Source organism: Curtobacterium poinsettiae (assembly GCF_025677645.1).
Lineage (GTDB): Bacteria > Actinomycetota > Actinomycetes > Actinomycetales > Microbacteriaceae > Curtobacterium > Curtobacterium poinsettiae_A.
The window spans coordinates 1,339,775-1,362,293 of sequence record NZ_CP106879.1; the positions used below are offsets into that span (position 1 = coordinate 1,339,775).

A 22,519-nucleotide genomic window follows, 5' to 3' on the forward strand; every position below is an offset into this window, starting at 1 on the left:
TCCGCGGCGTGACGCGTCCCGTCGCCCGTGGTGACCCACCCCGCGCGTGACGCCCTCGCGGCCCGGCTCCGGGCCGCGGGGAGCGTCTTCGCCGAGGACGAAGCCGACCTGCTGCTCGAGGCCGGTGACGGCGAGCCGGTGCGACTCCGCACCCTCGTGCAGCGTCGGCTGGCCGGAGATCCGCTCGAGTACGTACTCGGCTGGGCTGCCTTCGACGGGCACCGCATCCGGGTGACCCCCGGGGTCTTCGTGCCGCGAGCCCGCACCACGGTCGTCGTCGAGCAAGCTGCGCGTCGGCTGCAGCGCTACGACCGCGTGGTCGACCTGTGCTGCGGCGCCGGTGCGATCTCGGTGGCCCTGTTCGGTCGGGTCGGCGCGCTCGACCTCGTCGCCACGGACATCGACCCGGACGCCGTCGACGCCGCGGCCGAGAACATCGGCGACCGCGGCATCGTCGTCGCGGGTGACCTGTTCGCGCCGTTGCCCGATCGGTTCCGCGGGGCCGTGGCGGTCATCGCGGTGAACGCCCCGTACGTGCCGACGGCCTCGATCGAGCTCATGCCGGCAGAGGCCCGCGAGCACGAACACCGCGTCGCCCTCGACGGTGGTGCGGACGGCCTCGACCTGCACCGGCGGATCGCCGCGGGTGCGGGGGAGTGGCTCCGCCCCGGTGGTGCCGTCGTCATCGAGGTGTCCGAGGCCCAGGCCGAGACGTCCGCCGCTGCCTTCACGGCCGCGGGCTTCTCCACCGTGGTCGAACGGGACGCCGAGGTCGACGGCACCTGCGTCGTCGCGACCTTTCCCTGACCCCGCTCTGCCCGCCTGGTCCGGTGCTGAGCGGTCACGACATGCCGCTCAGGTTCGCCGAGGCGGCACGAGGTGTCGCTCGCGCGTCTGCGAGCCGACACGTTCTGCGACCTCGACGGCAGTCAGCGGGCGTGTCGCCGACCCGCTCCCGGACGGTCAGCGCGCGTCGACCGTCACCGTGTGCCAGCCCGTCGCACCGTTCGGCGCCGGCGGCCGGTCCACGCTCGTCTGCACCTCGCCGTCCGCACTGGTCGCACGCACCTCGATGCGGTGCGAGCCGGCGGTCGGCGTCCACCGCACCACCCACTGCCGCCAGGTGTCCGCGGAGACCGAGTCGGCGAGTTCGGCGCGCTGCCAGTCGCCGCCTCCGACGCGGACCTCGACGGCCTTCACACCCTTGTGCGGCTGCCACGCGACCCCCGCGATCGCAACCGGCTTGCCCGCGGTCACGGTCGAACCGTTCCGGGGTGTGTCGATGCGGGACTCGAGCTTGACCGGGCCACGTTCCGACCAGCCGCGCGGTGTCCAGTAGCCCTGCGCGTCGGCGGACCGGGTGACCTCGAGCTCGGTGACCCACTTCGTGGCTGAGACGTACCCGAACAGGCCCGGCACGACCATGCGTACCGGGAACCCGTGCTCGGTCGGCAGGGGCTCGCCGTTCATCCCGACCGCGAGCAGCGCCGCGGTGCCGTCGTCCTGCAGCACGTCGAGCGGGGTGCCGGCGGAGAACCCGTCGATGCTCCGTGAGAGCACCATGTCGGCGTCGGCCGTCGGACGTGCCCGGGCGAGGAGCTCCCGGATCGGGTAGCCCAGCCAGCGGGCCGTGCCGATGAGGTCACCACCCACCTCGTTCGACACGCAGCTCAGGGTCGCCACGTGCTCCTCGAGGGGCAGCGCGAGCAGCTCGTCCCACGTCAGCGTGATCTCGTTCTCGACCGCGCCGTGGATGCGGAGCGACCAGTCGGCCGGATCGACCTGCGGGACGCGCAGGGCCGTGTCGATCCGGTAGAAGTCGGCGTTCGGTGTGATGTAGGGGGTGATGCCGTCGACGTCGAGCGACGCACCCGAGGGGACCGCCGGTGCAGCGGTCGCCGCGGCTGGCAGCCGGACGGCCCGCCTGGCAGCAGCGGCCGCCTGCATCGCGGACGACCCCAGCCGGGAGGCGGTGCCCACCACGATCGCGAGGGTCGCCGTCGCGACCCCCCAGACCAGGAACGTGCGGCGCTCCGCCGAGGCGGGTCGCGGTGCCGCCGTCGGCACGGTCGCCGCGGCCTCCCACCGGCGCAGCCGCTGGAGCAGCAGGCGCAGGACGACCACGGCCGCCGCGATGCCGAGGACCGTCGGGGCGCCGTCGAGCGTCCCGCTGCCCGAGCGGGTGCTGACGGCGAGCAGCGCCAGCACACCCCCGGCGGCGAACACGAGGGCGCCGAAGGGTGGCCGCACACGTTCGAGGACCCCGGCACCGGCACTGATCGCGATGACGATCACCGTCATGAGCACGAAGAGGGCGACCTTGTCCCCGGTGCCGAACACGGCGACCATGAAGTCCTTGGCACCCGGGGGAGCGAGGTCGATGACGGCGGACCCGACGGCGACCAGGGGGCTGCCCGCTCCGCCGAGCAGCAGCGCCCCGAACTCGGCGACACCGAGGAACGCGGCGACGGCCAGGACGCCGACGATCGCGGCGATCAGCGTCCAGCGTCGGGCCACAGGGCCGTCGGGCCTGTTCGGGCCGTCCGACGGACCCGCCGTCGATCGACCGATCGGTTCGTCCGTCGTCTCGGTGGTCACCGCCCGAGCGTAGGTCGCCCGGCCGCTCGTGGGCTGTGTGTGCGTGCTTCCCCGCGCGTTCATCGGGATCGGCCAGCAGGTGGCGCGCGGCTCGTGGGAGGATCGGACCGTGCTGCAGCGTCCGGATGGTCTCCCGCGGTCCGGTCGCGCCCGCGGTGCACGGCGGACACCGATGTCTCCGGCGCGTCGACTCGCCACCCTGCGCTGGGTCATCGTCGCCGTCTGGCTGGCCCTCCTGATCACCCGGATCGTCGTCGTCTCGACGGCGCCGGGTGTCGACCTCTCCTGGTACGGCATCGTCGAGTTCGGCGCGATCGCCCTCGGCGTCGTGGTCATCGTGGTCGCTGTCGTGCGGACCGCGACGGCACGGCGGCGGCAGGCGGACGAGGCGCTCGCGCTCGCCATCCGGCGGATCGACCCGACGGTGTGGCTCGTGCCGGCGGCGCCGACACCGGAACTCCGAGGCGTCGTCGACGAAGTCCGTCCGGACACCCACCTCGGTTCGCGCGTGACCTGGGCCTTCGGCGCCACCGAGGCCTCCCTGTGGGAACTCGACGAACGGCGGGCGACCCGGCTGCTCGTGATCCGATGGAGTCGCGTCGTGCACGTCGGGCTCGAAGACGTGGCGGACGGCGTCGACGGCTCGGACTGCCCGGGGCGAACTGGCCGTTCCGGTGGTGCTCGCCGCGCGTGCGCGGTGGCGATCCACCACGTGCGGCCGGACGACACCCCCGCCGTGGCGACCTTCTTCGTCCGGACCGCCCCTGGTTCGCGTCGGCTGCTCGGGCGCGGGCCGCGGCTGGACCGGCTCGTCGCCGACCTGGCACGGGAACGCATCGTCGCCTGACGCGACGGAGGGCCCCGCGGTCAGCGAGGCCCTCCTCGAGAGCCCGCACCGACCGCCGTGGTCGGCAGCGGGCGCGGCCGTCAGTGCGTGGACGGCTCCTGCTCGACCTCGCGGCGGTCGTCGTCGGACCACAGCGTGTGGAAGGTGCCGTCCTTGTCGATGCGCTGGTAGGTGTGCGCGCCGAAGAAGTCGCGCTGGCCCTGGATCAGCGACGCGGGCAGACGGTCGGACGCGAGCGAGTCGAAGTACGACAGCGCGGACGAGAAGCCCGGCGCGGGGACGCCCGACGCGGCCGCGATGCCGACGATGCGGCGCCAGGCGGCTTCGCCCTCGGCGACCGCGTTCGCGAAGTACGGGTCGACCAGCAGCGACTCGAGCTTCGGGTTCTCGGCGTACGCGTCGACGATGCGGTTCAGGAACTGGGCGCGGATGATGCAGCCGCCCCGCCAGATCTTCGCGACGTTGCCGAGGTCGATGTCCCAGCCGTACTCCTTCGCCCCGGCGATGATGAGGTCGAACCCCTGCGCGTAGGCGACGACCTTCGAGGCGTACAGCGCCGCACGGACGTCGTCGGCGAAGGTGTCCGGCACCTCCGCGATCTGTGGACGGTTCTTGATCGACTGCTGCACGGCGGCACGCTGCGTCGGCTTCGACGAGACGGCGCGGGCGAAAACGGCTTCGCCGATGCCCGAGACGGGGATGCCGAGGCCCACGGCGTTCTGCACGGTCCAGACGCCGGTGCCCTTCGAGCCGGCCGCGTCACGGATGACGTCGACGAGCGGCTTGCCGGTGTCTGCGTCGCGCTGCTTGAGGACCTCCCCGGTGATCTCGATCAGGTAGGACTCGAGGTCGCCTTGTTCCACTCGTCGAAGACCTGCACCAGGTCCTCCACCGAGAGCCCGCCGACGCGACGGAGCAGGTCGTACGACTCGGCGATGAGCTGCATGTCGGCGTACTCGATGCCGTTGTGCACCATCTTGACGAAGTGCCCGGCGCCGTCGGTGCCGATGTGGGTCACGCACGGTTCGCCTTCGGCCACCGCGGCGATCGACTTGAGGATCGGCCCGAGCGTCTCCCAGGCCTCCTTCGAGCCACCGGGCATGATCGACGGGCCCTTGAGCGCGCCCTCTTCACCACCGGAGATGCCGGTGCCGACGAAGTTCAGCCCCTGCTCGCGCAGGTCGTGCTCACGTCGGATGGTGTCGTGGAAGTTCGCGTTGCCGCCGTCGACGATGATGTCGCCCGGTTCGAACCGTTCGGCGAGCTGGCCGATCACGGCGTCGGTGCCCTTGCCGGCCTGCACCATGATGATGGCGGTCCGGGGCTTCGACAGCGAGGCGACGAACCCGTCGATGTCCTCGGACGCGATGAACCCGGCGTCGCCGTGCTCCTGGAGCAGCTCCTCGGTGCGGGCGTACGTGCGGTTGTAGACCGCCACCGTGTTGCCTTCGCGCGATGCGAGGTTGCGGGCGAGGTTCGAGCCCATCACCGCGAGTCCGACGACTCCGATGTTCGCCTGACCGTTGTTGTCTGCCACGAGGGTCTCCTTTGTCCTGACGTTGGCGCCCAACCTACGACCGGTGGTCTGGGACCGCACAGGTGTTCCGGGAACTGGGGACCAGAGTTCACCGGATCAATACTGTGGAGGGATGAGCGAGCTCGCTGTCCACCCGCCCGTCCTCGTGATGGGCGTCTCCGGCTCCGGCAAGTCCACCATCGGCCAGGCGTTCACCGACGCCCTGGTCGCGCAGGGCGAACCGTGCGTCTTCGTCGACGCCGACGACCTGCACCCGGTCGCCAACAAGGAGAAGATGCGGCAGGGCATCCCGCTCACCGACGATGACCGCTGGCCGTGGCTCGACGCCTGCGCCCAGCGGATCGCGGCGGTCGAATCGGACGGCTCCCGGTGCGTGATGGCGAACTCGGCGCTCAAGCGCGCCTACCGGGACCGTCTGCGCGAGTCCGCGCCGGGTCTCGTCATCGCCTTCCTCGACGGGTCGCGCGACCTGATCGCCGAACGGCAGTCCCACCGCCAGCACGAGTACATGCCGACGACGCTGCTCGACTCGCAGTTCGCGACCCTCGAGCGGCCGCAGCCCGACGAAGCCGCCGTCGCGGTGCCGATCGACGGATCGGTCGACGACACGGTGCGGGAGATCCTCGCCGCGCTCGCGGTCACCACCGGCTGACGAACACCGACGACCTGCAAGGACACCGCGTCGTGAGCGCCTCGATGCCGTGCCGGAGATCGCTGCGGCTCTGAGCTCGATGGTCGCGGACGTCCGACCGGTCGCTTGAACGGACAGCGATCAGCGGCGCACCGCACTGATCGCCCCGTGCGGCCGGTGCCCCGGGTCCGTGCGGGTGTGGACGTCCACGACGTCGAAGCCCGCTTCGTCCAGCACCGTCACCAGGGACGCGACCGGCCAGCGGTACGCGCTGACGACCGCGTGGTCGAAGACTTCGACCGCGTCGCCCTCGAAGAACCCGAGCAGCAGCCCACCGACGGGGGTGAGCACCCGGCGGAACTCGGCGAGCGGCTCACCGATCCGCGACGGTTCGTGGTGGATCACCGAGTACCAGGCCAGGACCCCGTCGACGCTGCCGTCCGCGAGCGGGAGCGCGTCGAGCGACCCGACCCGGAACTCGACCGAGGGGCGGTGCGTCCGACGTGCGTGCTCGACGAACTCCGGCACCGCGTCGATACCGCTGACACGGTGCCCCTGCCGTGCGAGGTGCGCCGTCCAGTGACCGGGGCCGCACCCGGCGTCGACCAGGGGACCGCTGCGACCGGCTGCCCAGTCGTCGACGAGGGATCGGTCGTCGGGGTGGACGGCGTCCATCGACCCGAGCAGTGCCGCGTACTCGTCGGCTCGAGCGCTGTACGCCGCCGTCACCCGCTCCGTCATGCGCCCGACCGTACCGCCGCAGCGCCGGACCGTGCGAGGTTCCGTGTTCCGTGCGACCCGGCAACCCTCGCACCAGGCACGGAACCTCGCACCACGCGGCAGCGCCTCGCACCACGGCAGCCACGCGGCAGCGCCGCGCGCCGCGGCATCCAAGCGTCAGAGCTTGAACGTCGCCTTCGGGATGTCGGACACGATGCGCCGGGCGGTGCGGACGGCGTCCTCCTCGGAGACCTGGTGCGTGACCACGAGCGACGCCAGGTACGCCGCGTCCGCCCGCCGCGCCATGTCGTGCCGCGCGGGGATGGAGCAGTACGCGCGGGTGTCGTCGATGAACCCGGAGGTCTTGGTGAACGACGCCGAGTCGGTGACGGCCGCCCGGTAGCGCTCGATGGCCGCCGGGGTGTCGATGAACCACCACGGCGCGCCCGCGTACACGGCGGGGTAGAAGCCCGCGAGCGGCCCGATCTCGCGCGAGAAGACGGTCTCGTCGACGGTGAACAGCACGAGGTGGAAGCCCGGAGCGGTGCCGAAGGACTCGAGCAGCGGCCGGAGCGGCTCGGTGAAGGACCCGACGGCCGGCAGGTCGTGCCCGGTGTCCGGCCCGAAGCGCTCGAGCGTCGGGGTGTGGTGGTTCCGGATCACCCCGGGGTGCAGCTGCATGACGAGGCCGTCCTCGACACTCATCTCCGCCCAGCGGTAGAGCATGTCGTGCCGGTACGCCGCGGCCTCGGCCTCGGTGACCGACGACGCATCGCGCAGTGCCGCCGCGTGGATGCGTTCCCGCTCGCTCGGCGGCAGGGGAGCGGAGCCCGCGTCGAGCACCCCGGTGTCCGTGGCGGTCGCGCCGTGCTCGATGAAGTGGTGGCGACGTGCGCGGAGCGCCGCCAGCAGCCCTGCGTGGGTGCCCGTGTCGATGCCGGCGGCTTCGCCGATCGACGCGACCACGGGCCTCCAGTCCGACCGCGTCGGGTCGAACACGGCGTCCGCGCGGAAGGTGGGGAGCACGCGGCCGGTGAAGCCGGGGTCCGCCGCGAGCTGCGCGTGCGCAGCGAGGTCGTCCGCCGGGCCGTCCGTGGTGGCGAGGACCTCGATGCCGAAGGCGTCGAAGAGCGCGCGTGGCCGGAACGCGGGGGAGGCCAGCAGGCCGGCGATGTGGTCGTACTGGTCGTCCGCGTTCGCGGCGGACGGCGCCTGATCGAGCCCGAACACGTCGTGCAGCTCCGTCTCGAACCAGTAGCGCACGGGGGTTCCGAGGAAGTCGTCCCAGTGCTCCGCCAGCTGCCGCCAGACGGCGCGGCCTGGAGGAACGGGGGTGGTTCCCGACACGTCGGCGCGTCCCAGGGCGGCCAGGTCCACCCCGTTCGCGTGCAGCAGGCGGAGCACGTAGTGGTCGGGGGTGATGAGCAGCGACGCGGGGTCGCTGAACGGCTGGTCCGAGGCGATCAGCGCCGCGTCGACGTGCCCGTGCGGCGAGATGATCGGGGCGTCCTTGACCGCCTCGTACACGGTGCGTGCCACGGCTCGCGCTCCGGGGTCGGCGGGGAACAGCCGGTCGGGGTGCGGTGCGAGCCGGGTGGGGGTGCTGGTGCGGGTCATCATCGACTCCTTCGGGGCGGCGAGTTCGGGTCTGCGAGTGCGGGGGCTGCTCGTGCGGGATCAGCCGGTGCCGGCGCGGGCCGCCGGCCCGGTCGACTCCCGCACGGTCAGGTGGGTGGGCAGGGCGACGGCGCCGGACATGTGCTCCCCGGGCAGTTCGTCGGCGGGCAGGGCACCGAGCCGTCCGAGCAGCATCCGGATCGCCACCCGGCCGGCCCGCTCGATCGGCGAGGTCATCGTGGTGAGCGGCGGGTTGCAGAAGTCGGCACCGAAGATGTCGTCGCAACCGACGATGCTCATGTCCTCGGGGACGCGGACCCCGCGCTCCCGCAGCCGGGCGAGCATCCCGATGGCGATCAGGTCGTTGAAGGCGATGCACGCGGTCGCACCGGCGTGCACGGCGGCGTCGGCGGCCGCGGCACCGGAGTCGACGAAGGGGGCGTGCGGTCCGACCCGGGCGACGCGGATCCCCAGGCGCTTGGCGACCTGCACGAGCGCGCGCCACCGACGCTCGTTCGACCACGAGCTGTCCGGCCCGGCGACGTACAGGATCTCCCGGTGTCCGAGCGACACCAGGTGCTGCACCGCCTGCTCCACTCCGCCGGGGGTGTCGATGAGCACCGACGGCACGCCGGTGGGCCGACGGTTCACCACGACCAGGGGGATCCGCTCGGCGAACCGCGCGATCTGCGCGTCCGACAGTCGTGACGCCGTGAGCACGACCCCGTCGGCCTTGGCCCCCACGGCGGTGAGCGCGGCCATCTCGGCGTCGGCGGACTCCTCGGTGTCGACGAGCAGCTGCGTCCAACCGGCCCCGGCGAGCTGGTGCTGGGTGCCGCGGATGACGTCGAAGTAGAACGGGTTCGTGATGTCGGACACGAGCACCGCGACGGCGCGGGTACGGCCTGAGGTCAGTGCCCGGGCCTGTGAGTTGGCGACGTAGCCGAGCTCGCGGGCCGCCCGCTGGATGCGCTCCTGGGTGACGGCGTTGACCCGGTCGGGCAGGCACAGGGCGCGGGAGACGGTGGACGCAGCGACCCCGGTGGCGTCGGCGATGTCGCGGATGGTGACGCGACGCGCAGCGCCCGTGGCACCGCCCGTGCGCCCGCCGCCGTCCGTCGAGAGGTCCTTCACGAGGCCGAACGTATTCGCGTCTGGCAACAAGTGGCAACCGGTTGCCGCATGTTGCCAACGGCGGAACAGTGGTGCCACCGAGCAGCGCCGCTCGGAGGAGGTCTCGAGGAGGAAACCCCCGTGAAGACGCGAAGACTGCAAGTCCGCACCCTCGTCGGTGCCGTCGCCGTGGTCGCCCTCGCCGCACTGTCCCTGCAGGGATGTGCCGTGGTGAACGGCAGCGGCGACGACCCGAACACCCTCCGCGTGATGATGGGCGCGGACACCACCTACCCCGAGGAACGCAAGCAGTGGCAGCGGGAGACCGCCGCCGAGTTCGAGCGCACGACCGGTGCCGACATCCAGTGGGAGACCTACTCGTCCGCGCAGGAGGAGTTGACCGCGATCCAGACGAGTGTCATCTCCGGGCAGGGCCCCGACGTCTACGCGATCGGCACCACCTTCACCCCGACCGCGTACGCCACCGGGGCCTTCGTCGAGATGGGCACGAAGGAGTGGGACGCGATCGGCGGCAAGGACCAGTTCGACCCCGCGTCGTTCGGCATCTCCGGTCCGAGTCCGTCGAAGCAGATCGGGATCCCGTTCGCCAGCCGTCCGTTCGTGATGGCGGTGAACAAGGACCTGCTCGCCGAGGCGGGGATCACCGACATGCCCACGACGTGGGACGAGCTCACCGCCGACGCGAAGGCCACCACGGGTGACGGACGCCACGGCATGGCGATCGCCTACGCCGACGGCTTCGACCCCTGGAAGTTCGTCTGGGGGATGGCCCAGAACGCCGGCAACACGATCGTCGACGGCTCGAAGGCCGAGATCGACAGCGAGGTCGTCGAGAACGCCTACCGCACCTACTTCGACTGGGTGACGAAGGACGGTGTCGTCGACCCGGCCGCGATCGGCTGGAACAACGCCCAGGCCCTCGCGCAGTTCACCGAGGGCAAGGCGGCGTTCTTCCCGATGACGACCACCACCGCCATCAACTCGTTCCAGGACACCAAGGTCGACGGCAAGTACGAGTTCGCACTGCTGCCCACCGTCCCGCCGGGGGCGTCCGAGCGGCCGTCCGGCGGCATCGAGGCCGCCAGCATCCTGTCCGGCGACAACTGGGTCGTCGCCGACTACGGCACCAAGCAGGAGCTGTCGTTCGCGTTCGTCAAGCAGCTCAGCGCCCCGAAGGCCCAGCTCGAGTACTACGACCTGTTCGGCAACCTGCCGACGAACGCCTCGGCCGCCGCCGACCTGGCGGCCGACAACCCGCAGCTCAAACCGATCATCGACGCCGGCCGCCTGTCCAAGCCGACCGCGTTCACCGGCGCCTGGTCCGACATCCAGCTCGCCCTGGTCGACGTCGTCGTGCAGTCGATCCCGTCGCTGAAGTCCGGCGAGGTCACCGACGACCAGCTCCGCAAGCGACTGCAGGACGCCCAGCAGGACGCCCAGGCCACCCTCGACCGTCAGAAGAACGGAGGTCTGTGATGACCAGCACGCAGACCAGGCCCCGCACCGACGCGGCGCCGCCCCGGCCCGTCCGCCCGGTCGGCGGGACGCCCCTCTACAAGCGCGAGCGTCCGCTCTGGATGCTCGTCCCCGGCGGGGTCCTCATGCTCGCCGTCATCGTGGTGCCGCTCCTGGTGGGCTTCTGGATCGCGATGCTCGACCTCGACCAGTACACGCTCCGCCAGTGGTTCAGCGCCCCGTTCGTCGGGTTCGCGAACTTCACCGAGGCCTTCACGAACTCGCCCCTGCTCCACTCGATCTGGATCTCGGTGTCGCTGTCGGTGCTGGTCACCGCGGTCACCGTGCCGATCGGGGTCGCTGCGGCGATCTCCACGCAGAACCGGTTCCCGGGGCGCGGCCTCGTCCGGTCGATCTACCTGATCCCCTACGTGCTGCCCGCGTTCGTCGTCGGCACCTTCTTCCGCACGATGCTCCAGCCGCAGGGCGTCGTGAACTCGATCCTGCACACCGACGTGCTGTGGCTGAACGGCTCGGCGTCGTACTGGGCGCTCGCCGGCGTGATGATCTGGACGAGCTGGCCGTTCGTCTACCTGCTGTCCCTTGCCGGGCTGCAGGCCGTGGACAACGAGGTGCACGAGGCCGCCGCGCTCGACGGGGTGACCTGGTGGGCGAGGCTCCGCTACATCATCTTCCCGTACCTGCGCGGACCCCTCAGCCTCGCCGTGATCATCGCGATCCTGCACAACATCAACAACTTCACGCTGCCGTTCGTGCTGTTCGGCATCCCGCTGCCGTCCAGCGTCGAGGTGATGCCCGTCCTGACGTACATCGCGAGCTTCCAGTCGTTCCGCTTCGGTCTGTCCGCAGCGATGGCGATCTGCTCGCTCGTGATCGTCGCGATCCCGCTGTTCGTCTACCTGCGAGCCGTCAAGCTCGACACCGGTGACGACGCCGGGCCCAGCCGGAAGCAGCGTCGCGCCGACCGCGCCACGCTCGCAGCCGCCCCGACCGCCGCCGACATCGACGGAGCACGCGCATGACCACCCCGAGCACGTCCTTCAGCACCCGAACCCGCCCCACCGCGACGCTCACCGAGAGCATCACGACCGGCAGCGGCGGGCGACGGAGCAAGCGCCCCTACGACACCGACGTCACCCGGCTGCTGCCGCGCTGGCTGCTCGTCACCGTCATCGCGGTGATCATCGCCTTCATCGCCGTCCCGGTGCTCTACATCCTGTTCGGCTCGGTCAACTCCGACGTCGCGGTCGCCCGCGGCGAGTACTTCCCGTCCGAGTTCACCCTGTCGAACTACGTGGAGATCTGGTCCACCGTCGCCCTCGGCGAGGGACTGGTGAACTCGATGCTCACCGCCGGTGCCGTCGCCGTCGCGAGTGCCGCGCTCGCCGTGTCGACGGCCTACGTGCTCGTCCGGTTCCGGTTCCTCGGGCGGCTGACCATCCTGCGTGGGCTCCTCGCCCTGCAGTCGATCCCCGGCACGCTCCTGCTCCTGCCGGTCTTCGTGGTGTTCTCGAACATCGCCAGCGCCACCGGCGTGCAGATCATCGGCACCCGGTGGGGCCTGTTCGTCACCTACCTGACCTTCGCCCTGCCGTTCTCCACGTGGGTCATGGTCACGTACCTGCGCGGCCTGCCGAAGGAACTCGAGGAAGCGGCCCGCATCGACGGCGCCAGCTCGACGAAGATCCTGACGAAGATCGTGCTCCCGCTGTCGTGGCCCGGCATCGTCGTTTCCGCGATCTTCGCCTTCCTGCTCGGCTGGAACGACGTCCTGTTCTCCACGATCATGACGACCCCGAACACCCGGACGGTCGCCGTCGTCCTGCAGGTGCTCGGCACCACCCAAGAGGGCGGCGCAGTCCCGATCTACGGCCAGATGATGGCCGCCTCGATCGTCTGCGCCGTCCCCGTCGTCGCCCTGTACCTGATCTTCCAGCGCTACCTGGTCGGCGGGCTCACCGCCGGCTCCGTCAAGTAGGCCGCAACCCAGAACCGGACCGGAGGCCCGTGGCGGCCCCGCCGCGCGCCTCCCGTCCGAACGAAAGGACACCATGACCGACCAGCCCAGTTGGGAACTCTCCGGCTTCGGCGACGAGATCGACGCCGACCCCGTCGTCCAGGTCGCGGTCCTGCAGGCGCTCGGCGCGAGCGCCATCGAGGTCCGCAGCGCCTGGGGCGTGAACGTCGTCGACCTCGACGAGGACCAGCTCGCCGGACTCCACCGCCTGCTCGAGGAGCGCGGACAGACCGTGTCCGCGATCGCCTCGCCGATCGGCAAGGTGCCCGTCGACGAACCCGTCGAGCACGAAGTGTCCCGACTCGCCCGTGCGATCCGTGCCGCGCACGCCCTCGGCACGACGAACATCCGGATCTTCTCGTTCTACTTCGAAGGCCGGCAGCCGGAGGACGTCCGCGACGACGTCCTCGTCCGGATGCGCGCCCTGGCCGACCTCGCCGCACGCGAGGGCGTGACCCTGCTGCACGAGAACGAGAAGGACATCTACGGCGACGTCCCCGCGCGGGTGCTCGACATCGTCGAGAGCGTCGGGTCCCCGGCGCTCCGACTGGCCTGGGACAACGCGAACTACGTGCAGTGCGGCGTCAAGCCGTTCACCGACGGGTGGGCGCAGCTCGCCCCGTACGTCGACTACCTGCAGGTCAAGGACGCACTGGCCGCCGACTCGTCGGTGGTGCCCGCGGGCGAGGGCGACGGCGAACTGCTCCAGACCCTCACCGCGCTGCGCGACGCCGGGTACTCCGGGTACGCCTCGCTCGAGCCGCACCTCAGCGACTTCACCTCCCTCGGCGGGTTCTCCGGCCCCGCGGCCTTCGGTCGTGCCGGACGGGCCTTCCGCACCCTCACCGACCAGATCGGAGTCACCCTGCGATGACCGACCCCACCAACCCGCTCCGCCTGGCCGTCGTCGGCACCGGCGTCATCGGACGCCACCACGCCACCGTCGCCGTCCGCCACCCCGACCTGCAGGTCGTCGCCCTCGTCGACGCCGTGCCCGAAGCCGCCACGAGCGCCGCGGACGCGGTCCAGGAGCTGGGTGCCGCCCGCCCGATCACGACGTCCACCATCGAGGAGGCGATCGAACAGACCGACATCGACGTCGTCGCGATCTGCTCGCCGTCCGGCATGCACGTGCAGCTCGCCGAGGCCGCCCTGGCCGCCGGCAAGCACGTCGTCATCGAGAAGCCGCTCGACACCACGATGCCCCGTGCACGGCAGATCGCGGCGCTCGCCGCAGCCGCTCGTGACCGCGGGCTCGTCACGAGCGTCATCAGCCAGCACCGCTTCGACCCGGCGTCGGCAGCCGTCGCCCGGGCCGCGCACGACGGCGGGTTCGGCACCGTGACCTCGGGGCTCGCGAGCGTCGCGTGGTACCGGTCGCAGGGGTACTACGACTCCGGCGACTGGCGCGGCACCTGGGCCCTCGACGGCGGCGGGGCGGTGATGAACCAGGGCGTCCACACCGTCGACCTGCTCGTCTGGGCACTCGGTCGCCCGGTCGAGATCTCGGCGCAGACCGGGCTGCTCGCGCACGACCGCATCGAGGTCGAGGACACCGCCGTCGCCACCGTCCGGTTCGCCGGCGGCGCGCTCGGCGTCGTCCACTGCACGACCGCCGCGTACCCGGGGCTGTCCGCTCGCTACGCCGTGTACGGCACGCACGGCTCCGCCATCGTCGACGACGACCGGCTCGCGTACTTCCACATCGCCCCGGACACCGCCACGCTCGAGTCCGCCGCGACCACGTCGAACGCCACCGCGGTCGCCGGAGCCGTCGACCAGAAGGACAACGTCGTCCCGCCCGAGCACGTCGTCGGCGGCCCCGCTGAGCCCGACCACTTCGCCGCGGGGCACGCTCGGCAGTACACGGACATCGTCGACGCGATCCGGCACGGACGCGAACCGGGTGTCACCGTCGACGCAGCCCTGGTGTCGCTCGCCACCGTCCGCGGGCTCTACGTCAGCGCGACGCTCGGACGACCCGTGCGCATCGACGACGTGATCGAGGGGACGTACGACGACGTGGTGCCGGTCGTCGGAACACCCGCAACCGCCCCCACGACCGAAGGAGCCACCCGATGAAGTTCTCCGTGTTCACCGCCTCGACCCCCGACTGGACCCCGTCCGAAGCCGCCGAGACCCTGGCCGCGCAGGGCTGGGACGGCATCGAGTGGCGCATCGTCGACGACCGCCCGGCCGACGGCGCCGAGGTCCCCGCCGAACGGTCGTTCTGGGCGGGCAACAACTCGACGTGGCAGTACACCGGCATCCGCGACCGGGTCGGTGAGATCGCCCGGGTCACCGACGCCGCCGGGCTCGAGTACTCGGGCATCGGCGGCTACCAGCCGGCCGCCGACCACGACGGCGTCGAGACGATGCTGCGCGTGACCAGCGAACTGGGTGCCCGGCAGGTCCGCGTCACGATGCCGAACTACCGGGCCGAGAAGGAACGCGCCGGCGAGACCTACCCCGAGCTCTTCGACCGCACCCGCACCGACCTCGAGTGGGCGGCGGACCGCGCGGCCGAACTCGGCGTCAAGGTGTTGGTCGAGCTGCACCACATGACGATCACACCGTCGGCCTCCGCAGCGCTGCGGCTGATCGATGGTCTCGACCCCGCACACGTCGGCGTCATCCACGACCTCGGCAACCTCGTGATCGAGGGGTACGAGGACCACCTCGCCGCGTTCGAACTGCTCGGGCCGTACCTGGCACACGCCCACGTGAAGAACGCCCGCTGGGTCGACAGCGGCGACACCCGGGCCGACGGCAGTTCGATCTGGCAGCACGAGTGGGCACCCCTGCGCACCGGCCAGGCGTCGGTGTCCGAGTACCTCGACGCGCTCCGCCAGGTCGGGTACGACGGGTGGGTCACCATCGAGGACTTCTCCACCGACCTCCCGCTCGAGACCCGCACCGCCGACAACCTCGCCTACCTCCGCTCCCTCGTCCCCGTGTCGGCATGACCGATCGCCGTCCGGGGATCGTCCACCTGGGGGTGGGCGCCTTCGCGCGCGCCCACCTCGCCTGGTACACCGCCCACACCACGGGGGAGCCGTGGGGCATCACCGCCTTCACCGGCCGCTCGCCCGCGGCCGCCGACGCGTTGGCCGCGCAGGACTGCCGGTACACGCTGGTCACGCGAGCCGCGTCCGGCGACGGAGCCGAGGTGGTCGACACGATCGTGGCCGCCCACCCGGGCAGCGACGACACGGCCTGGAGGCACGTGGTCGCGTCCCCCGAGACGACCATCGTCACGCTGACGGTCACCGAGCAGGGCTACCGGCCCGGTTCCGACGTGCCGTCGCGGTTGGTCGCGGGGCTCGACGCCCGCCGTGCCGCCGGCTCCGGGCGCATCGCGCTGGTCAGTCTCGACAACCTGACGCACAACGGGGTGGTCCTCCGCGGTGCCGTGCTCGAGGCCGTCACCGACGACGACCTGCGCGACTGGATCGAGGCGAACGTCGCGTTCCCGAGCTCGATGGTCGACCGGATCACCCCCGCGACCACCGACGCCGACGTCGCGCACCTGTCGGAACTGCCGGGTGCGCTCGCCGGAGACCGGGTCCCCGTCGTCACCGAGCCGTTCGCCGAGTGGGTGCTCGAGGACGCCTTCGCGGGCATCGACCGGCCCGCGTGGCAGGCGGCTGGCGTCCGGATCGTCGACGACGTCACCCCGTACGAGCAGCGGAAGCTCTGGCTGCTGAACGGCTCGCACTCGCTCCTCGCCTACCTGGGGTTGCAGCTCGGCCACGACACGGTGGCCGAGGCGATGGACGACCCGGTCTGCCGCACCGCCGTCGAGCAGCTCTGGGACGAAGCCGCGCTCGAGCTCCCGCTGCCCGAGGCCGAGGTCACCGACGCCCGCGCGGCCCTGGTCGAGCGGTTCGCCAACCCGCGCATCCGGCACACGCTGCGGCAGATCGCGTCCGGCGGCTCGCAGAAGCTGCCCGTCCGCGTCGTCGACGTCGTCCGCCACCGGCTCGCCCGAGACCCCTCGGCCGGCATCGGCACCGGAGCGGCCACCGCCCTCGCCGCCTGGTGGTTGCACGTCACCGAGCAACCCGACCTGGTGGACGACCCCGGTGCCCCCGGGCCAGACTCGGACGTGCACGACGTTCTGGCCGTCGTCGCGCCCGAACTCGACACCACCCCCGTGGTCGCCGCCGTGACGGCGGCGGCCGACCGCATCCGCACCGCCGCGGCACGCGCCCGCGAACGCTCCAACGGAGGAGTCCACGCATGACCGACACGAACACCACCAACCCTGCGGCCCCGGTCCCCGGCGCCACCGACAGCGGGCCGGCCGAGACCACCGCCGGCCGTCCGGACACCTGGGCCTCGGCGGACCGCGGCCAGCTGATCGAGCGGGCCGAGGTCATCGTGACCAGCCCGAACCGGAACTTCGTGACGCTCAAGCTCACCACGGCCGACGGCGTGACCGGACTCGGCGACGCCACCCTGAACGGCCGTGAGCTCGCGGTCTCCGCCTACCTGTCCGAGCACGTCGTCCCGCTGCTCGTCGGCCGTGACGCCAGCCGCATCGAGGACGCCTGGCAGTTCCTGTACCGGTCGTCGTACTGGCGCCGTGGTCCGGTCACGATGGCCGCGATCGCCGCCGTCGACATGGCCCTCTGGGACATCAAGGCGAAGGTCGCCGGCATGCCGCTCTACCAGCTGCTCGGTGGGGCATCGCGCACCGGGCTCATGGCGTACGGCCACGCCTCGGGCAAGGAGCTGCCCGAGCTGTTCGACTCCATCCGCGAACACCAGGAAGAGGGCTACCGCTCGATCCGGGTGCAGACCGGCGTCCCCGGCCTCGAGTCCATCTACGGCATCGCGTCGAACAGGACCACCGAGGGCAACGCCGGCGTCCGCTACGACTTCGAGCCCGCGCAGCGCGGTGCCCACCCGGCGATGGAGGACTGGGACACCCGCGCCTACCTGCGCCACGTCCCCACCGTGTTCGAGGCCGTCCGCAACGAGTTCGGTCCCGAACTGCCGCTGCTGCACGACGGGCACCACCGGATGACCCCGCTGCAGGCCGCCAAGCTCGGCAAGTCGCTCGAGCCGTACGACCTGTTCTGGCTCGAGGACTGCACCCCCGCCGAGAACCAGGAGGCCCTGAAGCTCGTCCGGCAGCACACCACGACGCCGCTGGCGATCGGCGAGGTCTTCAACACCATCTGGGACTTCAAGGACATCATCCGCGACCAGCTCATCGACTACGTCCGCGGAGCCGTCACGCACATGGGCGGCGTCACCCCGCTCAAGAAGACGATGGAGTACGCGGCGCTGTACCAGGTCAGGTCCGGCTTCCACGGGCCGACCGACATCTCCCCGGTGGGACTCGCCGCGCAGATGCACCTCGGGCTCGCGATCCACAACTTCGGCATCCAGGAGTACATGCAGCACGGGCCGCAGACCAACCAGGTGTTCCACCAGACGTTCACGTTCACCGACGGCTACCTGCACCCGGGCGACGAGCCGGGCCTCGGGGTCAGCCTCGACGTCGACGAGGCCGGCAAGTACCCCTACGAGCAGGCGTACCTGCCGTTCAACCGCCTGGCCGACGGCACCGTCCACGACTGGTAGTCCTCGACGCGTGGCGGGCGCGGTGTTGAACGGGCGCGGTGTCGAACGGGCGCGGTGTTGAACGGGCGCGGTGTTGAACGGGCGCGGTGTTGAACGGGCGCGGTGTTGAACGGGCGCGGTGTTGAACGGGCGCGGTGTTGAACGGGCCTGGTGTTGAACGGGCACAGTGGTCGCGTGGAGTTCGCCGACGTCGCCAGGGAGCTGCTGCTCGTCGCGCCGCAGGACTTCGTCGCCGAGCGCACCGCTCGGCAGCGCGCGGTGCGGAAGGACGACCGTGCCCTCGCCACGGCGATCGGGCGGCTCCGGAAGCCCGCCCCGGCGGCCTGGGTGATCGACCTGCTCGCCCACGACGGTGCCCTCGACGACGCCGTCGACCTCGGGCCGGCGCTCCGCAGGGCCCAGGCCGACGCCGACCCCGACGCGATCCGGACCCTCCGTCGGCAGCGCACCGAGGTCGTCGACGCCCTCGCGCAGGCCGGTGCGGACCTGGCGTCCGACGCCGGACACCCCGTGACCCCGGCGGTGCTCGAGCAGGTCCGGGCGACGATCGAGGCGGCGATGGCGGACCCGCACGCCGGCGCGGCCGTCCGGTCGGGGCTGCTCGTGACGGCCCTCGAGAGCGTGGGGTTCGACGCGGTCGACCTCGACGGGGCACTCGCGGACCCGGACGCGGTCCCCGATGCCTGGTCCGGCAGCGATGCCCCGCCCATCCCCATCTCCCAGGCGAGGGGTGCGCGGCAGGCGAGCCGTGCCTCCAGGGCCGCGCAGCGCGATGCCCCGGAACCGGACGCCGAACCCGAACCCGAGCCCGAACCGGAACCGGCCAGCGACCCGGCCGCCGACCGGAAGGCCGCGCGCCAGGCCGAGACCGCAGCGCGCACGGAGTCCCGCGACGCCGACGCCGCACTCGACACGGCCGAGGCCGACCTCGAACAGGCGGAGGAGCGCCGCGCGGAGCTCCAGCGTGCCCTCGAGCAGGCCGAAGCCGACATCACCCGCCTCGAGGCAGCCCGCGACGAGGCCGAGGCGGCGAGCGACCGGGCCCGCGACGTCCTGCACGCCGCGCAGGAGCACCGCCGCAAGGTCGGCCGCTGAGCCGTCCGGTCGGACCTCATCACCTCGGATGAAAAGCGGCCGCACGGCTCGGTCCCCGTCCGGCGCGGCCCATACGCTCGCGTCATGACCTCCCTCCTCCGCCGGTACCGGCACCTGCTGGCCCCCGCCACCGGCGCCGTGTACCTCGTGCTCTGGATCGTCGCCGAAGCCGGGCGCGCGGAGCTCGCCGATCACGTCGTCGTGGTGTCGGCCTTCGCCGTCGCCATCGGCCTCGCCGCGTGGATGCCCGGGACCGCGCTCGGACTGGTCGTCGGCATCCCGCTCCTGCAGGCGGCCCGACTGCTCACCCGGCCGACCGACACGACCTGGCCGGAGTACCTGGCGATCGCGATCGTCGTCGGCGTCGTCGGCGCCGGCCGGTCCGACCTGCTCCGCTACCTGGCCCTCCCCGTGCTCCTGCTCGCGAGTGCGGCGGCCGCCTGGGCGATGGCGGTCCCGACCGCTGCCGACCAGGATGTCTGGAGCAGCTGGGTGGGGCACTCGGGCGGGACCCGGTCCGACCTCGTCACGATCGCGTTCGCGTTCGTGGGGGTCAGCGGTGTCGCCTGGGCGGTCGGCGTGGCCATCGGTGCCGCGTGGCGGATCGGCCTCGCCCGGGTCCGGGTGGTCGAGGCACAGCGCCGCACCGAGGTGACCACGACAGAGCTCCGGGCCGAGCAGGACCGCGCGCGGATCGCCCGTGACGTGCACGATTCGCTCGCCCACTCGCTGGCGGTCGTCGTCTCCCAGGCCCAGGGTGCCGCGGCCATCGCCGTGCGGGACGACCACGCCGCCCGAGCGTTGCAGGACATCGCCGACGTGAGCCGATCGGCACTGGGCGACGTCCGCGCCCTGGTGGAACGCATCCAAGCGAGCGACGACGCCGATCACCACGGGCTGCGCGATGTCCCCGACATGGTCGAGGACATGCGGGAGCTCGGCATGACCGCGACGTTCGAGGAGCACGGGGCCGGGCTGTTGCCCGCGGGCGGCGCCAGCGCGGTGCACCGGATCGCGCAGGAGAGCCTGACGAACGTGCTGAAGCACCAGGGCCGGACAGCGACGGCGCGGGTTGCGCTCGACTGGCGCGGACCGGGGCTCGGCGTCGTCGTGTCGTCGCGCGGGAGCGAACCCCTCGTGGAGCTCGACGGCACGGGGTCCGGTGTGGCCGGGATGCAGGAGCGCGCCCGACTGGCTGGCGGCTGGCTGCGCGCCGGTGTCGGCGACACCCCGGACGAGTGGGTGGTCACGGCGTGGTTCCCGACGACCGCGGTGGTGCCGACCGCGGCGACGGCCGGTGTGCTGCCGACCGCAGCGACGGCTGAGACCGAGACCGGCCTGCCGGAGCACGTCCGATGACCGCCGTCCGCGTCGCAGTCGTCGACGACCAGCGACTGTTCGCCACCGGGATGCAGATGCTCGTCGACGCCCAGGACGACATGTCCTGCGTCGGGACCGCCGGTGACGGTGCCGCCGCCCTCGAGCTCTGCGCCGCCGAGCACCCCGACGTGCTGCTGCTCGACCTGCGGATGCCGGTCATGAACGGCATCGAGACCTTGACGCGTCTCGCCGACTCGACCCACGACCGCCCGCGGGTCGTCGCGCTCACCACCATCCGCCGCGACGACGCCGTCCTCGCAGCACTCCGTGCCGGAGCCGCCGCGTTCCTGACGAAGGACGCCCTGCCCGATGTCGTGACCGCGACCATCCGCGACGTGCACGCCGGCCGACCGGCACCGACCGAAGCCGAGGCGCTCGACCTGCTTCGCGCGCAGGGCACCCCGGCCGTGACCGATCGGCGAGAAGAGGTCCTCGACGCGTTGACCGCCCGCGAGCGCGAGGTCTTCCTGCTCGTCGCGAAGGGGCTCAGCAACGCCGAGATCGCCGAGTCCGTCTTCCTGAGCGACGCCACCGTGAAGACCCACGTCCGCGCCGTCCTGATGAAGCTCGGACTCCGGAACCGGATCCAGGTCGTCATCACCGCACACGAACGCGGCCTCGTCCGCGCCTAGGGGGAACCATGCAGATCACCGACCGCATCGCGAAGACCGGCACCCTCGTCGTCGTCCTCGCCGGACTGGCCAGCGCCGTGGTCCACGGGCTGCCCGATCGCGCCGACGTCGCGGTCGCACCCACCGTCGAACAGGACAGCACGGCGTGGACGATGCCGCTCGACGCCTTCGCCGCACCGGCCTCGTCGAAGAGCACGTACGCGGAGAACCTGGTGGCACAACCCTGCCTGCGGAAGGCTGGCATCGACGACGCGGCTCCCTGGGCGACCGGGGCCGGGCTGCAGGCCGACGACGACGCTGGCGACACCGCCGCTCGGGCGAACCCGTCACCCGCACTCGCGACCACCCGGCCCTTGACCGCGGCGCTCGCCGAGACCCGCGGCTACCACGGGCCGTCCACCGCCGGTGCGAACCAGGAGGGCATGCGGAAGTGGGGGTACGACCCCGACCGCCAGGCGGCTTTCGCCGCGCTCCCGGACGGCGTGGCCGCCCGCTGCTGGAACGCGGCCCGGATGACCCTCGGTACCACGCTGCGCGGCACCGAGCAGGCGGCATCAGAACTGGCCCAGCGCCTGACCTACCTGGCGGCGCTGGACGCGCGCCAGGACGACCGGGTCCGTACAGCCGCGGCCGGGTGGCGTACCTGCATGGCGCCGTCCGGTGTGCCGGACCTGCCTGAGGGTCCGGAGGGCATGCCGACCCCCTCGATGCACGTCAGCGCACGTGACGGCGACCAGGTCGTCCTGTTCTCGGACGATCCGGGGAAGGCCGAGATCGCCGTCGCCGGACGGGACGTCGCGTGCCAGGGGTCCTCCGGCTACCGCAACGCGCTGTACGCGGCGGAGTGGGAGCGGCTGCTGCACGTCACCGCGACCGATGCGGTCGTGCTCCGGAAGGGCTCGACGAGGCAGCTGCAGGTCGACGCCCGCCTCGACAGGGCGATCGCGCGGCTCGCGCCGGCGGCGCCTGCAGACGTCGACTGACCCGGCAGTCGCGGGGAGCGGTCCTGGGGGGAGCGCCCCGCGCCCGCCGCGCGGGGCGACGGACGGGAGGCCCGTGGCGGGACCGCCACGGGCCTCCCGTCCGTCACTGGTGTGTGTCCGGACCGTGGCGCGCGACACGCCCGGACGGTCCTGCTAGACTCAGTCCCTGACTTCGGCGAGGGCTGCGTACGCGCGGCCGTGATCGACGCGGTGGGATACCCGGCAAGACCCTGGGATCGTTCCTCACGCGTGCACGC

19 protein-coding genes and 1 pseudogene are annotated in these 22,519 nt (G+C 72.0%); 15 read left to right on the plus strand and 5 right to left on the minus strand.

Annotated features, from left to right (window positions below):
- Positions 1 to 30: 30 nt before the first annotated feature.
- On the plus strand, positions 31 to 807 hold the full coding sequence (locus OE229_RS06635) for a putative protein N(5)-glutamine methyltransferase (RefSeq protein ID WP_317853266.1): 777 nt from the start codon (positions 31 to 33) through the stop codon (positions 805 to 807).
- Between the two features lie 156 nt (positions 808 to 963).
- Here OE229_RS06635 and OE229_RS06640 read toward each other — a convergent pair whose 3' ends face one another.
- A complete protein-coding gene (locus OE229_RS06640) occupies positions 964 to 2,598 on the minus strand; it encodes a molybdopterin-dependent oxidoreductase (RefSeq protein ID WP_262137079.1) in 1,635 nt (544 codons plus the stop codon).
- A gap of 172 nt (positions 2,599 to 2,770) precedes the next feature.
- Here OE229_RS06640 and OE229_RS06645 point away from each other — a divergent pair, with 172 nt between their 5' ends.
- On the plus strand, positions 2,771 to 3,445 hold the full coding sequence (locus OE229_RS06645) for a hypothetical protein (RefSeq protein WP_262137081.1): 675 nt from the start codon (positions 2,771 to 2,773) through the stop codon (positions 3,443 to 3,445).
- Between the two features lie 80 nt (positions 3,446 to 3,525).
- Here the strand turns inward: OE229_RS06645 and gndA are convergent.
- Positions 3,526 to 4,931, minus strand: a pseudogene (gene gndA, locus OE229_RS06650) (NADP-dependent phosphogluconate dehydrogenase).
- 163 nt (positions 4,932 to 5,094) lie between these two features.
- Between gndA and OE229_RS06655 the strand changes: the two are divergent.
- Positions 5,095 to 5,634: a gluconokinase gene (locus OE229_RS06655; RefSeq protein ID WP_209133681.1), complete on the plus strand. Its 540-nt coding sequence runs from the start codon at positions 5,095 to 5,097 to the stop codon at positions 5,632 to 5,634.
- Positions 5,635 to 5,754: 120 nt separating this feature from the next.
- On the opposite strand, the gene OE229_RS06660 is transcribed toward OE229_RS06655, so the two are convergent.
- The 3 genes from OE229_RS06660 to OE229_RS06670 all read right to left on the minus strand — a co-directional run bounded on the left by OE229_RS06660 (position 5,755) and on the right by OE229_RS06670 (position 9,084).
- Complete coding sequence (locus OE229_RS06660) at positions 5,755 to 6,354, minus strand: class I SAM-dependent methyltransferase (RefSeq protein ID WP_209133679.1); 600 nt, start codon at positions 6,352 to 6,354, stop codon at positions 5,755 to 5,757.
- A 156-nt stretch (positions 6,355 to 6,510) separates the two neighbouring features.
- Positions 6,511 to 7,950: a glucuronate isomerase gene (gene uxaC, locus OE229_RS06665; protein ID WP_262137083.1), complete on the minus strand. Its 1,440-nt coding sequence runs from the start codon at positions 7,948 to 7,950 to the stop codon at positions 6,511 to 6,513.
- Between the two features lie 60 nt (positions 7,951 to 8,010).
- A complete protein-coding gene (locus OE229_RS06670; protein WP_262137085.1) occupies positions 8,011 to 9,084 on the minus strand; it encodes a LacI family DNA-binding transcriptional regulator in 1,074 nt (357 codons plus the stop codon).
- A 120-nt stretch (positions 9,085 to 9,204) separates the two neighbouring features.
- Between OE229_RS06670 and OE229_RS06675 the strand changes: the two genes are divergently transcribed.
- The 12 genes from OE229_RS06675 (at position 9,205) to OE229_RS06730 (ending at position 22,262) form a co-directional block, all read left to right on the plus strand.
- Complete coding sequence (locus OE229_RS06675; RefSeq protein WP_262137087.1) at positions 9,205 to 10,560, plus strand: ABC transporter substrate-binding protein; 1,356 nt, start codon at positions 9,205 to 9,207, stop codon at positions 10,558 to 10,560.
- Positions 10,560 to 11,582 (plus strand): carbohydrate ABC transporter permease, encoded by a 1,023-nt coding sequence (locus OE229_RS06680; protein WP_262137089.1) that lies wholly within the window; start codon positions 10,560 to 10,562, stop codon positions 11,580 to 11,582. The genes OE229_RS06675 and OE229_RS06680 overlap by 1 nt, the downstream gene beginning before the upstream one ends.
- Positions 11,579 to 12,538 (plus strand): carbohydrate ABC transporter permease, encoded by a 960-nt coding sequence (locus OE229_RS06685; protein ID WP_206647628.1) that lies wholly within the window; start codon positions 11,579 to 11,581, stop codon positions 12,536 to 12,538. The genes OE229_RS06680 and OE229_RS06685 overlap by 4 nt, the downstream gene beginning before the upstream one ends.
- Before the next feature lie 73 nt (positions 12,539 to 12,611).
- On the plus strand, positions 12,612 to 13,451 hold the full coding sequence (locus OE229_RS06690; RefSeq protein ID WP_209133669.1) for a sugar phosphate isomerase/epimerase family protein: 840 nt from the start codon (positions 12,612 to 12,614) through the stop codon (positions 13,449 to 13,451).
- Positions 13,448 to 14,659 carry a Gfo/Idh/MocA family oxidoreductase gene (locus tag OE229_RS06695; RefSeq protein WP_262137092.1) on the plus strand — a complete coding sequence of 404 codons (1,212 nt, stop codon included), beginning with the start codon at positions 13,448 to 13,450 and terminating at the stop codon, positions 14,657 to 14,659. The genes OE229_RS06690 and OE229_RS06695 overlap by 4 nt, the downstream gene beginning before the upstream one ends.
- Positions 14,656 to 15,543: a sugar phosphate isomerase/epimerase family protein gene (locus OE229_RS06700; protein WP_182066269.1), complete on the plus strand. Its 888-nt coding sequence runs from the start codon at positions 14,656 to 14,658 to the stop codon at positions 15,541 to 15,543. The genes OE229_RS06695 and OE229_RS06700 overlap by 4 nt, the downstream gene beginning before the upstream one ends.
- The gene (locus tag OE229_RS06705; RefSeq protein WP_262137094.1) at positions 15,540 to 16,823 is read left to right on the plus strand and encodes a mannitol dehydrogenase family protein; all 1,284 of its coding nucleotides are present in this window, start codon (positions 15,540 to 15,542) and stop codon (positions 16,821 to 16,823) included. The genes OE229_RS06700 and OE229_RS06705 overlap by 4 nt, the downstream gene beginning before the upstream one ends.
- The gene (gene manD / locus OE229_RS06710; protein WP_259362876.1) at positions 16,820 to 18,172 is read left to right on the plus strand and encodes a D-mannonate dehydratase ManD; all 1,353 of its coding nucleotides are present in this window, start codon (positions 16,820 to 16,822) and stop codon (positions 18,170 to 18,172) included. Before OE229_RS06705 ends, manD begins: the two co-directional genes overlap by 4 nt.
- Positions 18,173 to 18,346: 174 nt before the next feature.
- Positions 18,347 to 19,267 carry a hypothetical protein gene (locus tag OE229_RS06715; RefSeq protein WP_262137097.1) on the plus strand — a complete coding sequence of 307 codons (921 nt, stop codon included), beginning with the start codon at positions 18,347 to 18,349 and terminating at the stop codon, positions 19,265 to 19,267.
- Positions 19,268 to 19,351: 84 nt separating this feature from the next.
- Entirely contained in the window at positions 19,352 to 20,626 is a 1,275-nt protein-coding gene (locus tag OE229_RS06720) for a sensor histidine kinase (RefSeq protein WP_262137099.1), read from the plus strand.
- Positions 20,623 to 21,279 (plus strand): response regulator transcription factor, encoded by a 657-nt coding sequence (locus OE229_RS06725; protein ID WP_182066273.1) that lies wholly within the window; start codon positions 20,623 to 20,625, stop codon positions 21,277 to 21,279. The genes OE229_RS06720 and OE229_RS06725 overlap by 4 nt, the downstream gene beginning before the upstream one ends.
- 8 nt (positions 21,280 to 21,287) lie before the next feature.
- Positions 21,288 to 22,262, plus strand: a complete 975-nt coding sequence (locus OE229_RS06730; protein ID WP_262137102.1) for a hypothetical protein — start codon at positions 21,288 to 21,290, stop codon at positions 22,260 to 22,262.
- Positions 22,263 to 22,519: the final 257 nt, after the last annotated feature.